A 12,961-nucleotide genomic window follows, 5' to 3' on the forward strand; every position below is an offset into this window, starting at 1 on the left:
AACGTTCTGGCGGTACGCTGGCGCCATGACGTCACTCGACTCCGCCCTCAAGGACACCCTGCACACCGAGCGCGCCTACCACGAGACCTGCCGTACGGCCCTCGCCGCGATGGTCGAGGGCGCCGCGGAACAGGTCGTCATCGGAGAGGACGTCTCCGCCTCCGGAGCCGACGCCGAAGTCCTCGGCCACCGGCTGCGCAGCCAGGCCAAGGCCCTGCGCGAACTCCCGGCCGGTCCGCTGTTCTTCGGCCGGCTCGACTTCGCCGACGGCGACCCCGGGCACGGCGGGGAGAGCTACCACGTCGGCCGGGTCCGCATCACCGAGGACCCGGCCGCACCACCGCTCGTGGTCGACTGGCGGGCTCCCGTCTCCCGCGCCTTCTACCAGGCGAGCGCCCGCGAACCGCAGGGTGTGGCGGTCCGGCGCCGGTTCGGCTGGGCGCCCGGCAGCCGCGGCGACTCCGCCGACCTCACCGGCCTGGAGGACGAGCACCTGGGCCGGGGCGAGTCCCGGACCAGCGACATCGTGGCCCGCGAGATCGAACGGCCCCGCGTCGGCCCCATGCGGGACATCGCCGCGACCATCCAGCCCGAGCAGGACGACCTCGTCCGCGCCGCCCTCACCGACTCCGTGTGCGTGCAGGGCGCCCCCGGCACCGGCAAGACCGCCGTCGGCCTGCACCGGGCCGCGTACCTGCTCTACACCCACCCCAAGCGGCTCCAGCGCTCCGGCCTGCTGATCCTCGGCCCCAACCGCACCTTCCTCGGCTACATCGCCGAAGTGCTGCCCTCCCTCGGCGAGACGGGCGTCCGCCAGTCGACCCTGCTGGACGAGATCGCCCGCCACCCGGTCACCGGCACCGATCCGCTGGAGACCGCGGCGGTCAAGCACGACCCGCGCATGGCCGAGGTGCTGCGCCGGGCGCTGTACGCGCGCGTGACCACCGACGGCGCCGCCGACCTCGTCGTGCCCGACGGCTCCTACCGCTGGCGGGTCCCCGCCGCCGAACTCGCCGACCTGGTCGCTCAGGTGCGCGCCGATGAACCGCCGTACGCCGTCGGACGGGAGCGGGTGCGCACCCGGGTGGTGCGGCGGCTGCGCGACCGGGCCGAACGGCGCTCCGGGGTGCTGCCCGCCTCCTGGGTGCGCCGCGTCGAGCGCTGCCGGCCACTGACCGAGCGGCTCGACGCCGTGTGGCCGAAGGTCCGCCCCGAGGAGGTCCTCGCCGAACTCCTCACCGACGCCGAGGCGCTGGCCCGGGCGGCCGACGGCCTGCTGGACCCGGACGAGCGGGCGGCACTGCTCTGGGCCCGCCCGCCGCGCTCGTACAAGTCGGCCCGCTGGTCGGCCGCCGACCTGGTCCTGCTCGACGAACTCGCCGGGCTCGTCGAACACCCCGAGGGCTACGGCCACCTCGTCGTGGACGAGGCGCAGGACCTGTCGCCGATGGAGTGCCGGGCCATCGCCCGCCGCGCCGTGTTCGGATCCCTGACCGTCCTCGGCGACCTCGCCCAGGGCACCACCCCGTGGGCCGCCCGCGACTGGTCCGTCCAACTGCGCCACCTGGGCCGGCCGGACGCGGCCGTGGTGCCGCTGACCACCGGGTTCCGGGTGCCGGCGGCCGTGCTGGAGCTCGCCAACCGGTTGCTCGCCCGCCTCGACGTCGCCGTGCCCGCCGCCACCTCGCTGCGCACGGACGGGGAGCTGACCCTGCGGCCCACCGAGGACCTGCTCGGCACCACCGTGACCGCCGTGCGCGACGCCCTCGACCGGGAGGGCTCGGTCGGCGTGGTCACGGCCGACGCGGACGCCGACCGGGTGCGCGCGGCACTCGGCCGGGCCGGCCTCGACCCGGCCGGCCCCGACACGCCCGCCGCCCGGCTGACCGTCGTCCCCGCGAGCGTGGTCAAGGGCCTGGAGTACGACCACGTCGTCGCCGTGGAACCGGCGGCCGTGGCCGAGGCGGAGGAACGGGGCGCCCACCGGCTCTACGTGGTGCTCACCCGGGCGGTGTCCCGGCTGGACGTCGTACACAGCCGGCCGCTGCCGTTCTGACCGGGGGCGGGGCCCTGGACGGCCGGTGCTCCGGGCACGAACCTGAAGGGTGATGCTGCTCTTCCTCGACGTGGACGGTCCGCTCATCCCCTTCGGGGCGGCGGACCGCGCCTACCCGCTCCACGACGGCCCGCCGGTGCCGGCCGGCCACCCGCTGCTGCCCCGCCTCGACCCCGCGCTGGGGCCACGGCTGACGGCGCTGGGCTGCGCACTGGTGTGGGCCACGACCTGGATGGACGACGCCAACGACTGCATCGCGCCCTGGCTTGGCCTGCCGCCGCTGCCGGTCGTGCGGTGGCCGGACGCGGACGAGCGGCCGGGCCCGCAGTACTGGAAGACCCGGACGCTGGCCGACTGGGCGGCGGGCCGGCCCTTCGTCTGGGTGGACGACGAGATCACCGAGGCCGACCGCGCCTGGATCGCCGTCCACCACCCGGCCCCGACCCTCCCGCACCGCGTCGACCACCGGTACGGGCTGACGGAGGCCGACTTCGCGGTGCTGGAGGAGTGGCTGGGGGAGCACGCCGGAGGGGCGCGTGGCCGTGTCTGACACGCGGCTCCGGCCCGGGGGCGCGTCCAGCCAGGGCACGCCCGCGGTCGGCGATGGCCGGTGGTCCGGCGACACGGCGCCGCACGCCCGCCCCGCAGCGCGTCAGGCGCCCACGTACTCCGCGAGGTGCTCGCCGGTGACGGTGGAGCGCGCGGCGACCAGGTCGGCCGGGGTGCCCTCGAAAACGACGCGGCCGCCGTCGTGGCCCGCGCCGGGGCCGAGGTCGATGATCCAGTCGGCGTGCGCCATGACCGCCTGGTGGTGCTCGATGACGATCACCGATTTGCCGGCGTCGACCAGCCGGTCCAGCAGGCCCAGCAGCTGCTCCACGTCGGCGAGATGGAGGCCGGTGGTCGGCTCGTCCAGGACGTAGACCCCGCCCTTCTCCGCCATGTGCGTGGCCAGCTTCAGCCGCTGCCGCTCGCCGCCGGAGAGGGTGGTCAGCGGCTGGCCGAGGGTGAGGTACCCGAGGCCCACGTCGGCCATGTTCCGCAGGATGCGGTGGGCGGCCGGGGTGCGGGCCTCGCCGCCCCCGAAGAACTCCTCGGCCTCGGTGACCGGCATCGCCAGCACCTCGCTGATGTCCCGCCCGCCCAGGTGGTACTCCAGCACCGAGGCGTCGAACCGCTTGCCCTCGCACTCCTCGCAGGTGGTGGCCACCCCGGCCATCATCGCCAGGTCGGTGTAGACGACCCCGGCGCCGTTGCAGGAGGGGCAGGCGCCCTCGGAGTTGGCGCTGAACAGCGCCGGCTTCACCCCGTTGGCCTTGGCGAACGCCTTGCGGATGGGCTCCAGCAGACCGGTGTACGTCGCCGGGTTGCTGCGCCGCGAGCCACGGATGGGCGCCTGGTCCACCGACACCACACCCTCGCGGGCCGGGATCGAGCCGTGGACCAGCGAACTCTTGCCGGAGCCGGCGACGCCGGTGACGACGGTGAGCACACCGAGCGGGATGTCGACGTCCACGTTCCGCAGGTTGTGGGTCGTGGCGCCGCGGATCTCCAGGGCCCCGGTCGGCTTGCGCACCGTCTTCTTCAGCGCCGCCCGGTCGTCCAGGTGCCGCCCGGTGAGCGTGCCGCTCGCCCGCAGCCCGGCGACGGTGCCCTCGAAGCAGACGGTGCCGCCCGCCGTACCGGCGCCCGGGCCGAGGTCCACCACGTGGTCGGCGATCGCGATGACCTCCGGCTTGTGCTCCACCACCAGCACCGTGTTGCCCTTGTCGCGCAGCCGCAGCAGCAGGTCGTTCATCCGCCGGATGTCATGCGGGTGCAGGCCGGTGGTCGGCTCGTCGAAGACGTACGTGACGTCGGTCAGCGAGGAGCCGAGGTGACGGATCATCTTCGTGCGCTGCGCCTCGCCGCCCGAGAGCGTGCCCGCGGGACGGTCCAGGGAGAGATAGCCGAGGCCGATCTCCACGAACGAGTCCAGGGTCTCGCCGAGCGCGGTGAGCAGCGGCGCCACGGACGGCTCGGCCAGGCCGCGCACCCACGCGGCCAGGTCGCTGATCTGCATCGCGCAGGCGTCGGCGATGCTGATCCCCTCGATCTTCGAGGACCGGGCCGCCGCGCTGAGCCGGGTGCCGTCGCAGTCGGGGCAGGTCGTGAAGGTGACCGCGCGGTCCACGAACTCCCGGATGTGCGGCTGCATCGCCTCCCGGTCCTTGGCGAGCATCGACTTCTGGATGCGCGGCACGAGACCCTCGTAGGTCATGTTGATGCCCGCGATCTTCATCCGGACCGGCTCGCGGTACAGGAAGTCGTCCAACTGCCGCCGGCTGAACGTGCGGATCGGCTTGTCCGGGTCGAAGAGGCCCGACTCGGTGTAGAGGCGGTGGTTCCAGCCGCCCGGCTTGTAACCGGGGATGGTGAGCGCGCCTTCGCTGAGCGACTTGTCCTCGTCGTAGAGCTGGGACAGGTCGATGTCCGTGACCGTGCCCCGGCCCTCGCAGCGTGGGCACATGCCGCCGGTGATGCTGAACGCGCGGCGCTCCTTCACCGTCTTCCCGCCGCGCTCCACGGTGACCGCGCCCGCGCCGCTGATCGAGGCGACGTTGAAGGAGAACGCCTTGGGCGAGCCGATGTGCGGGGTGCCGAGCCGGCTGAACAGGATGCGCAGCATCGCGTGGGCGTCGGTCGCGGTGCCGACCGTGGAGCGCGGGTCGGCGCCCATCCGCTGCTGGTCGACGATGATCGCGGTGGTCAGCCCGTCGAGCACGTCGACCTCGGGCCGCGCCAGCGTGGGCATGAAGCCCTGGACGAACGCGCTGTACGTCTCGTTGATCAGCCGCTGCGACTCGGCGGCGATGGTGTCGAACACCAGCGAGCTCTTGCCCGAGCCGGAGACCCCGGTGAACACCGTGAGCCGGCGCTTGGGGATCTCGACGCTCACGTCCTTGAGGTTGTTCTCGCGTGCCCCGTGCACACGGATCAGGTCATGACTGTCGGCGGCATGCTGTGCGATGGCGTCGTCCATGCCGGCAACCGTAGCGGCGCCCCGACGGCGGGCGCTTCTCCATTCCTGACGCCTTCCCGGTGACACGACACACTCTTGCAAGCGGGGTGCTTGCAATTGTTAGCGTGGGTGGGGCAAGGTGGAGGCATGGCATCGCTGAACGTCGGCAACCTCGGTGAGTACCTGCGCGAACAGCGGCGGAACGCCCAGCTGTCGCTGCGGCAGCTCGCCGACGCCGCCGGGGTGTCCAATCCGTACCTGAGCCAGATCGAGCGTGGACTGCGCAAGCCCAGCGCGGAGGTGCTCCAGCAGGTCGCCAAGGCCCTGCGCATCTCCGCCGAGACGCTGTACGTCCGCGCCGGCATCCTCGACGCCGAGCGGGACCGGGACGAGGTCGAGACGCGCGCCGTCATCCTCGCCGACCCCACGCTCAACGAGCGGCAGAAGCAGGTGCTGCTCCAGATCTACGAGTCCTTCCGCAAGGAGAACGGCTTCGGGATCGGCGAGCGTGCCGAGGACGACGGCCCCGGGAACGTGGACCAGGGGACCGGCGGCGGCAGCCGTACGGCCGGCTCAGGCGATGCCGCCGGAAGTGACACGGACGCCGGCCCGCGGCGGACGGCCGGATAAAAGCCGGACCAGGGCTCCGGACGCCCGCCGCGGACCACACCAACCCAGCCGAACGCGAATCCGATCCGGGAGGACCCTCACCATGGCCATCACCGACGACCTGCGCAAGACCCTCAGCGACCCGACCCCGCTCTACTTCGCCGCCGGCACCGCCGACCTGGCGCTTCAGCAGGCCAAGAAGGTGCCGGCCCTGGTCGAGCAGCTGCGCGCCGAGGCCCCGGCGCGCATCGAGGCCGTGCGCAACACCGACCCGAAGGCCGTGCAGGAGAAGGCCACCGCCCGCGCCAAGGAGGCGCAGGAGACCCTTCAGGCCAAGGTCAACGAGTTCATCGGGACCATCGACGTCGACCTCAAGAAGCTCGGCGAGACCGCCCAGGACCTCGCCCTGCGCAGCGTCGGCGTCGCCGCCGAGTACGCCGTCAAGGCCCGCGAGACCTACGAGCGGGTCGCCGAGCACGGCGAGCAGGCCGTGAAGACCTGGCGCGGCGAGGCCGCCGAGGAGATCGAGGAGCTGGCGATCGCGGTCGAGGGCAAGCCCGAGCCGGTCGAGGTCAAGGACGACCAGCCGAAGCCGGCCGAGGCGAAGGCCGACCCGGCCGCGGACAGGAAGCCCGTGGCGAAGAAGGCCCCGGCTCCCCGCAAGACCACCACCCCGACCACCACGGCGAAGAAGACGACCCCGCCGGCCAAGTGACCATGGCCGACGAGACGGGTCCGGGCCGGGCACCTTTGGGGTGTCCGGCCCGTTCTATGGGTACGGTGGCGGCGTAGCAGGGATCGGCAGACAACGGGCGGTGGACAGCATGCTGATGTTGGGCTTCGCGGGTTTCATGGGCATCTTGAAGATCATTCTGATGGCCCTGGCCGCGTTCGGGCTGTTCGACGCCGCGTTCCGGCGCGAGGACGCCTTCCGCGCCGCCGACAAGCAGAACAAGGTCTTCTGGCTGATCATCCTCGCCATCGCCCTCGTGGTCAGCTACCTGTTCTCGCTCCTGTCCATCCTCCCCATCGCCGGCGCGGTGGCGAGCATCGTCTACCTCGTCGACGTCCGCCCCGCCCTCCAGCAGGTGGGCGGCGGCCGCGGGTGGGGCCGCCGCCGGGGCGGAAGCAGCAGCGACGGCCCGTACGGCCCGTACAACGGCGGCCGCTGACGGCATCCCGCCGGCGGGACCGCTCGCCGAGTGCGTGTGTGGGAACAGCCAGGAGCTGCCGGTACCCGGCCGACGGCGCGGAACCGCGCACGGCGGGATTCCGCCTACCGCGTCCGATCCAGCAGCACCACCGCGACGTCGTCGGTCAGCTCGCCCCCGTTGAGGTCCCGCACCTCGCTCACCGCGGCCCGCAGCAGCGCCTCCCCCCGCAGTCCCTCGGACAGCTGCCGGCGGATCATCTCCAGCATGCCGTCCTGACCGAGCCGTTCCCCGCCCTCACCGACCCGGCCCTCGATCAGCCCGTCGGTGTAGAGCATCAGGCTCCACTCGGCACCCAGCTCGACCTGCATCCGCGGCCAGCGGGCGCCGGGCAGCAGCCCCAGCGCGGGGCCGTTGTTCTCGTAGGGGAGCAGCCGCGCCGGCCGGCCGGGGCGGGCGATCAGCGGGGCCGGATGGCCGGCCAGGCACAGACCGGCCCGGCGGCCGTCGGGCGCGATGTCCACCGTGCACAGCGTCGCGAAGATCTCCTCGTCCGCGCGCTCGTGCTCCAGCACCTGCTGCATGGTGTTCAGCAGCTCGTCCCCGCACAGCCCGGCCAGGGTCAGCGCCCGCCAGGCGATGCGCAGCTCCACGCCGAGTGCGGCCTCGTCCGGGCCGTGTCCGCAGACATCGCCGATCATGGCGTGCACGGTGCCGTCGGGGGTGCGGACGGCGTCGTAGAAGTCGCCCCCGAGCAGCGCTCGGGACCGGCCGGGGCGGTAGCGGGCGGCGAACCGCAGCGAGGAGCCCTCCAGCAGCGGGGTCGGCAGCAGGCCGCGCTCCAGCCGGCGGTTCTCCTGCGCGCGCATCTTGCCCTCGGCGAGCCGCCGCTCGGCGGTGTCGGACCGCTTGCGCTCCACCGCGTACCGGATGGCGCGGCTGAGCAGCCGGCCGTCCAGCTCGTCCCGGAAGAGGTAGTCCTGGGCGCCCACGCGCACGGCCTCGGCGCCGCGCTCGGCGTCGCCGGAGGCGGTCAGCGCGAGCACGGCGTGCCGGGGCGCGAGCTGGAGGACGTGCCTGAGCACGGCCAGCTCGTCGTCGGTGCCGCTGCCGCCCGGCGCCGGGAGCGCCAGGTCCAGCAGGATGCAGTGGACGTCGTCGGTGAGCAGCCGCTCGGCCTCGGTGAGGTTGCGGGCGGTGCGGACGCGGATCGGCTTGCCGGCCGAGTCCAACAGGTCGGGCACGATCGGCGAGCCGGCCGGATCGTCCTCGATCAGCAGCAGGGTGAGAGTGGCGCCGGTGCCGTTCACGGCCGTGGCGTCGCGGTGGGCCTCTTCCTTGAGGGGGCCGCCGACTGCGCGGGCGGCCTGCGCCTGACCACTCTCCACGGCCGGGATCGCTCTCTGCCGCGGTACGGGTACGGGCATTTCCTGGGTTCCTTCCCTCCCCCCGAGGGCACGGCGGCGTCGAGGGGTCTCGACCCACCGACCGGGACCATAGCGGCTGGGACCGCCCCGACGGAATGGTGTGAGCCGCGTCGCTCCCGTGCGCGCCACTGTCATATGCCGCGTTCCGTACCGCAGTTGGACACACCGACGGCCCCGGCGGGATGACGAAGCTCACGTCCTGGGGGAGTTTGGGGCGGATCGTGCGTGCGGTGGGTCACATGACGTACGTCACCGGGGAGATGACCCGCACCGCACCGCGCGCGACCGGTCACGCGTCCGGTCGTACGACCCCCAGGATCGGCATCGAGCCGGCACCCGCGATCGTCACCGTCCGCCCGGGGCGCGGCGCGTGGATGATCGTGCCGTCGCCGATGTACATCCCGACGTGGCTGGCGTCGTCGAAGTAGATGACGAGGTCACCGGGGCGCATGTCCTTCACCTCGACGTGCTTGAGCTGCTTCCACTGCTCCTGCGAGGTGCGCGGCACGGGATGGCCGGCCGCCGCCCAGGCCTGGGAGGTCAGGCCCGAGCAGTCGAAGGAGTCCGGGCCCTCGGCGCCCCACACATACGGCTTGCCGAGCTGCCGGGTGGCGTACTGCACGGCCTTCTCGCCCTGTGCGGAGGCCTTTCCGTGGACGTCCTTCAGGGCGCCGGTGTCCAGCCAGGCGGTCTGCGCCCTGGCCGCGGCCTCCCGCTCCAGCTCGGCGAGCCGCTCCTTCTCCTTCTTCTCCAGCCGGGACTGGAGCTTCTCGGCCGCGTCGATCTGCTTCTCGATCTTCTTCTTGGCGGCGTCCTTGGCCTTGCGGTTCGCCTCCAGCTCCTTCCAGCGGTCGGAGGCGTCGTCGGCGTAACTCTGCAACTCCTGCTGGGTGCGGGCCTTTTCCGCCATCAGCTTCTTCGCCGCCTGCTGGCCCTGGAGCACCCGTCCGGCGCCGTCCAGGAACCGGCCCGGGTCGTCACTGAGCAGGAACCGGGCGGTGTCGGACAGGCCACCGGTGCGGTACTGGTCGCGGGCGGCGGCGCCCGCCTGGTCCTTGAGCTCGTCCAGTTTCCGCCGGCCGGCCACGATCTTCTTCGCCAGCTCCACGATCTCGGCGGACTGCTTCTCCGCCTTCTCCTCGGCCGCGTTGTACGCGTCGGTGGCCACGGCGGCGTCGTGGTAGAGCTTGTCGAGCTTCGCGCGGACCTCTTCAAGATCCTTGCTGGGCGCGGGAGTCGGGGTCGGTATGGGAGTCGCCGTGGGTGTGGGGGTCCCGGACGGGGTGCGGGAGGGCTCGGGAACCGCGAACGCGGTGCCGGGCGCCGACAGGACGGTCACCGCGCAGATCACGGTCAGGGCGGCCGTGAGCAGGCCGCGCTTGCCCGGTCCCATACGTCTTCCCCCAAACTGATTTACCGTCAGTAACTTACGGGCGTCTGAGGGATCGTGCCACGGCCGCGCGCAAAGCGACAGAGGCCGTCGGAAACCGGAATTCCCCCGCTCGCCACCGGATACGACGATCTCCTCGCCGGTGTGACGAACGACGCACGGAGATCGTTCCGTCTCCGGTGCCCCGAACGGGTGATACCGACGCGGCGTCAGACGCGGGCCCCGCTGTCCGGCCCGGGTGCCGGGATCAGACCCGGGGCGCCAACGCCGCCCAGGCCACCGTCACTTCGCCCTGCCGCCAGCGGGCCGGGGAGTCGGTGACGGGCCAGTCGGCGGTCAGGTCCCGCACCGCGCGCAGCCAGCGCTGCCGGGCGCCGTAGGAGGCGTAGGGCGCGGCGGCGGCCCAGGCACGGTCGAAGTCACGCAGGAAGGAGTGCACCGGCTCGCCCGGGACGTTGCGGTGGATCAGTGCCTTCGGCAGGCGCTCGGCGAGGTCGGAGGGGCGGTCCAGGGAGCCCAGCCGGGTGGCGAAGGTGACCGTGCGCGGACCCTCCGGGCCGAGCGCCACCCACACGTGCCGCCGCCCGATCTCGTCACACGTCCCCTCCACCAGCAGCCCGCCACGCGAGCCGCCGGCCGCCGGGGCGAGCCGCGCGCGCAGCCGCTCCCAGACCGCCGCGACCTCGTCCTCGTCGTACTGGCGCAGCACGTTGGCGGCCCGGATGAGCACCGGGCGCCCGGGCACCGGGATCTCGAAGCCGCCGTGCCGGAAGGTCAGCCCCTCCCGCTCGTACGGCCGGGCCGCCGCGACCCGCTCCGGTTCGATCTCGACACCGACGACACGCGCGCGGGGCGCTGCCGCGCGCAGCCGGGTCAGCAGTTCCACGGCGGTCCAGGGAGCGGCACCGTATCCCAGGTCGACCGCCACCGGCTCGCTCGCGCGGCGCAGCTCGGCGCCGTGCGTGGCCGCGATCCAGCGGTCCATGCGGCGCAGCCGGTTGGGGTTGGTGGTCCCGCGCGTCACCGTTCCCACGGGGCGGGTGGCGGCGCGGGCTGTCATGAGTACGAGGGTAAGCGGACGCCGCCGCGGGCCTGCCCCTCGGGGCGCACCGCCGCCGACGCCATCCGCATTCGAACCGTTGATCGATCCTGGGTAATGATTCGGCAAAGCCGCCTGAGCAGGAAATGGGCGGGCACCCGCTCACTGTTGGACCAGCTTGGAGGGCGAGGTGGGCCCTCGTCAGGCATGCCCGCAACAAGGAGGAACGCCAGGTGAGCCAGTACGTCAGCAGGCTCGGGCGACGCTCCCCGGCGGCCGGCACGCGGCTCCGGCTGTACCGCAGGCCCCGCCGGGTCGCCATGCTCTCCGTGCACACCTCCCCGCTCCACCAGCCCGGCACCGGCGACGCGGGCGGCATGAACGTCTACATCGTGGAGCTCGCCCAGCGGCTGGCCGCGATCAACATCGAGGTCGAGATCTTCACCCGGGCCACGGCAGGCGGCCTGCCCCCCGTCGTCGAGCTGGCCCCCGGCGTCCTCGTCCGGCACATCGACGCGGGTCCGTACGAGGGCCTGGCCAAGGAGGACCTCCCGGCCCAGCTGTGCGCCTTCACGCACGGCGTGATGCAGGCCTGGGCCGGCCACCGACCCGGCTACTACGACCTCGTCCACTCCCACTACTGGCTCTCCGGCCACGTCGGCTGGCTCGCCGCCCAGCGCTGGGGCGTGCCGCTGGTGCACGCCATGCACACCATGGCCAAGGTCAAGAACGCCAACCTGGCCGACGGCGACACCCCCGAGCCCGCCGCCCGGGTCATCGGCGAGACCCAGATCGTGGCCGCCGCCGACCGGCTGATCGCCAACACCGCCGAGGAGGCCGGCGAGCTGGTCCAGTACTACGCCGCCGACCCCGCGAAGGTCGCCGTCGTCCACCCCGGCGTGAACCTGGACCGCTTCCGCCCCTTCCCGAGGGGCGACTTCCCGACGGATGGCTCGCTGGAGGGCGGCTCTCCGGTGGACGGCTCGCTGGAGGGCGGCTCCCTGACGGACGGCTCGCCGAAGGACGGCTCGCCCGCCCCCGTGGACGACGCCCGTGCCGCCGCCCGCGCCCGGCTCGGTCTCCCGCGGGACGCCCTGATCCCCCTCTTCGCGGGCCGCATACAGCCCCTCAAGGCACCGGACATCCTGCTGCGCGCCGTGGCCGTCCTGCTGGACGAGCGCCCGGAGCTGCGCTCCCGCATCCTCGTCCCGGTCGTCGGCGGCCCCAGCGGCAGCGGGCTGGCCAAGCCGGAGGGGCTGCAGAAGCTCGCGGCCCGGCTGGGCATCGCGGACGTCGTGCGGTTCCGCCCGCCGGTCGGCCAGGAGCAGCTGGCGGACTGGTTCCGGGCCGCGTCCGTCCTGGTCATGCCGTCGTACAGCGAGTCCTTCGGGCTGGTCGCCATCGAGGCGCAGGCGTCCGGGACGCCGGTGCTCGCGGCCTCGGTCGGCGGTCTGCCGGTGGCCGTGCGGGACGGCGAGACCGGCTTCCTGGTCCAGGGCCACGACCCGGCCGACTACGCGCGCGTGCTGCGCCGGTTCGCCGACGAACCGGAGCTCTGCGCGCGCATGGGCCGGGCCGCCGCACGGCACGCCCAGTGCTTCGGCTGGGACGCGGCCGCCGCCGCCACCGCCGACGTCTACACGGCCGCGACCCAGTCCCACCGCCGTCGCGTACGCTCCCACCATGGGTGATGTCGAGAAGGCCGGACAGGTCCTGGAGAGCGTCCTTGAGGACGCGGAACTGGAGTGGGAGAGCCCCGAGCCCGGGAACTACGTGGTCAAGCTGCCCGGCACGCGCAAGCTGTCCACCACGGTGTCCTTCCTCGTCGGCCGCCACTCCCTCTCCCTCAACGCCTTCGTCATCCGCCACCCCGACGAGAACGAGGCGGGCGTCCACCGCTGGCTGCTGGAGCGCAACCTCAAGCTGTACGGCGTGAGTTACGCCGTGGACCACCTCGGCGACGTCTACGTCACCGCCCGGCTGCCCCTAGCCGCCGTCACCCCGGACGGGGTGGACCGGCTCCTCGGCCAGGTCCTGGAAGCGGCCGACGGCGCCTTCAACACCCTGCTGGAGCTCGGCTTCGCCTCCTCGATCCGCAAGGAGTACGCCTGGCGGGTGGCGCGCGGCGAGTCCACGCGCAACCTGGAGGCGTTCATGCACCTGATCGACCGCCCCGCGGACTGACGTCTCGCTTTTCTTCCGTACGACCCCTTTCCCGCCCGCCGGGCACGGTGGCATGCTCACCGCCAACGCATTCCTGAACATCGTTCATGAGCATGAACCAGGAA

General features: G+C 73.0%; 11 protein-coding genes. 7 read left to right on the forward strand and 4 right to left on the reverse strand.

Features of this window, described 5'->3' with window-relative positions; translation table 11 throughout:
• The first annotated feature begins 25 nt into the window (after positions 1 to 25).
• Positions 26 to 2,056 (forward strand): AAA family ATPase, encoded by a 2,031-nt coding sequence (locus C3492_RS00330; protein WP_103809677.1) that lies wholly within the window; start codon positions 26 to 28, stop codon positions 2,054 to 2,056.
• A gap of 52 nt (positions 2,057 to 2,108) precedes the next feature.
• Positions 2,109 to 2,606 carry an HAD domain-containing protein gene (locus C3492_RS00335; RefSeq protein WP_103809678.1) on the forward strand — a complete coding sequence of 166 codons (498 nt, stop codon included), beginning with the start codon at positions 2,109 to 2,111 and terminating at the stop codon, positions 2,604 to 2,606.
• 102 nt (positions 2,607 to 2,708) lie between these two features.
• Here C3492_RS00335 and C3492_RS00340 read toward each other — a convergent pair whose 3' ends face one another.
• Entirely contained in the window at positions 2,709 to 5,078 is a 2,370-nt protein-coding gene (locus C3492_RS00340) for an excinuclease ABC subunit UvrA (RefSeq protein ID WP_103809679.1), read from the reverse strand.
• A gap of 126 nt (positions 5,079 to 5,204) precedes the next feature.
• Between C3492_RS00340 and C3492_RS00345 the strand changes: the two genes are divergently transcribed.
• The 3 genes from C3492_RS00345 (at position 5,205) to C3492_RS00355 (ending at position 6,838) form a co-directional block, all read left to right on the forward strand.
• Complete coding sequence (locus C3492_RS00345; RefSeq protein ID WP_103809680.1) at positions 5,205 to 5,687, forward strand: helix-turn-helix domain-containing protein; 483 nt, start codon at positions 5,205 to 5,207, stop codon at positions 5,685 to 5,687.
• A gap of 82 nt (positions 5,688 to 5,769) precedes the next feature.
• A complete protein-coding gene (locus C3492_RS00350) occupies positions 5,770 to 6,381 on the forward strand; it encodes a hypothetical protein (RefSeq protein WP_103809681.1) in 612 nt (203 codons plus the stop codon).
• Between the two features lie 109 nt (positions 6,382 to 6,490).
• Positions 6,491 to 6,838 (forward strand): DUF2516 family protein, encoded by a 348-nt coding sequence (locus C3492_RS00355; RefSeq protein WP_181140114.1) that lies wholly within the window; start codon positions 6,491 to 6,493, stop codon positions 6,836 to 6,838.
• A 104-nt stretch (positions 6,839 to 6,942) separates the two neighbouring features.
• Here C3492_RS00355 and C3492_RS00360 read toward each other — a convergent pair whose 3' ends face one another.
• From C3492_RS00360 to C3492_RS00370, 3 genes are all read right to left on the reverse strand, one after another.
• Positions 6,943 to 8,244 carry a PP2C family protein-serine/threonine phosphatase gene (locus C3492_RS00360; RefSeq protein WP_181140115.1) on the reverse strand — a complete coding sequence of 434 codons (1,302 nt, stop codon included), beginning with the start codon at positions 8,242 to 8,244 and terminating at the stop codon, positions 6,943 to 6,945.
• 289 nt (positions 8,245 to 8,533) lie between these two features.
• The gene (locus C3492_RS00365) at positions 8,534 to 9,637 is read right to left on the reverse strand and encodes a C40 family peptidase (protein WP_103809684.1); all 1,104 of its coding nucleotides are present in this window, start codon (positions 9,635 to 9,637) and stop codon (positions 8,534 to 8,536) included.
• Positions 9,638 to 9,881: 244 nt separating this feature from the next.
• Positions 9,882 to 10,694: an SAM-dependent methyltransferase gene (locus tag C3492_RS00370; RefSeq protein ID WP_103809685.1), complete on the reverse strand. Its 813-nt coding sequence runs from the start codon at positions 10,692 to 10,694 to the stop codon at positions 9,882 to 9,884.
• A gap of 212 nt (positions 10,695 to 10,906) precedes the next feature.
• On the opposite strand from C3492_RS00370, the gene C3492_RS00375 reads away from it, so the two are divergent.
• Positions 10,907 to 12,364, forward strand: coding sequence for a glycosyltransferase (locus tag C3492_RS00375; protein WP_103809686.1), 1,458 nt, complete (start codon positions 10,907 to 10,909; stop codon positions 12,362 to 12,364).
• Positions 12,357 to 12,857, forward strand: coding sequence for a YbjN domain-containing protein (locus C3492_RS00380; RefSeq protein WP_103809687.1), 501 nt, complete (start codon positions 12,357 to 12,359; stop codon positions 12,855 to 12,857). Before C3492_RS00375 ends, C3492_RS00380 begins: the two co-directional genes overlap by 8 nt.
• Positions 12,858 to 12,961 lie beyond the last annotated feature (104 nt).

This window comes from Streptomyces sp. Ru62 (genome assembly GCF_002920615.1).
GTDB lineage: Bacteria > Actinomycetota > Actinomycetes > Streptomycetales > Streptomycetaceae > Streptomyces.

What these genes read in the sequence shown, in the direction of transcription:
- C3492_RS00335 (WP_103809678.1), top strand. Translation starts at nt 2,109, where the DNA reads ATGCTGCTCTTCCTCGACGTGGACGGTCCGCTCATCCCCTTCGGGGCG.
- C3492_RS00340 (WP_103809679.1), bottom strand. Translation starts at nt 5,078, where the DNA reads ATGGACGACGCCATCGCACAGCATGCCGCCGACAGTCATGACCTGATC.
- C3492_RS00330 (WP_103809677.1), top strand. Translation starts at nt 26, where the DNA reads ATGACGTCACTCGACTCCGCCCTCAAGGACACCCTGCACACCGAGCGC.
- C3492_RS00370 (WP_103809685.1), bottom strand. Translation starts at nt 10,694, where the DNA reads ATGACAGCCCGCGCCGCCACCCGCCCCGTGGGAACGGTGACGCGCGGG.
- C3492_RS00350 (WP_103809681.1), top strand. Translation starts at nt 5,770, where the DNA reads ATGGCCATCACCGACGACCTGCGCAAGACCCTCAGCGACCCGACCCCG.
- C3492_RS00355 (WP_181140114.1), top strand. Translation starts at nt 6,491, where the DNA reads ATGCTGATGTTGGGCTTCGCGGGTTTCATGGGCATCTTGAAGATCATT.
- C3492_RS00365 (WP_103809684.1), bottom strand. Translation starts at nt 9,637, where the DNA reads ATGGGACCGGGCAAGCGCGGCCTGCTCACGGCCGCCCTGACCGTGATC.
- C3492_RS00345 (WP_103809680.1), top strand. Translation starts at nt 5,205, where the DNA reads ATGGCATCGCTGAACGTCGGCAACCTCGGTGAGTACCTGCGCGAACAG.
- C3492_RS00360 (WP_181140115.1), bottom strand. Translation starts at nt 8,244, where the DNA reads ATGCCCGTACCCGTACCGCGGCAGAGAGCGATCCCGGCCGTGGAGAGT.
- C3492_RS00380 (WP_103809687.1), top strand. Translation starts at nt 12,357, where the DNA reads ATGGGTGATGTCGAGAAGGCCGGACAGGTCCTGGAGAGCGTCCTTGAG.